This window comes from Arthrobacter sp. Soil736 (assembly GCF_001428005.1).
In the GTDB taxonomy this organism is placed as follows: Bacteria; Actinomycetota; Actinomycetes; order Actinomycetales; family Micrococcaceae; genus Arthrobacter.
Genome location: NZ_LMSB01000037.1, coordinates 35,987 through 36,197 on the forward strand (window position 1 = coordinate 35,987; position 211 = coordinate 36,197).

At 69.7% G+C, this 211-nt stretch carries 1 pseudogene; it reads left to right on the forward strand.

What is annotated here, in order from left to right:
- A pseudogene (locus ASG92_RS29045) lies at positions 1–211 on the forward strand (curculin domain-containing protein); the annotation flags it as partial.

Here is a 211-nt window from a genome sequence, read left to right on the forward strand (position 1 = left end):
ACTCCGCCACCGATGGCAACCCGGGCGCCCGGCTCATCGTCCAGGACGACGGCAACACGGTCATCTACCGCACCGACGGCACCCCGGCCTGGGACACCAAGACAGGCATCGTCACCGGCCCGCCCGCATCGGGCGACGACATGCAGCCGGGCGAGGTCCTTCTCCCCGGCCAATCGCTCACCTCCGCCAACGGCCACTACACCCTGGTCTA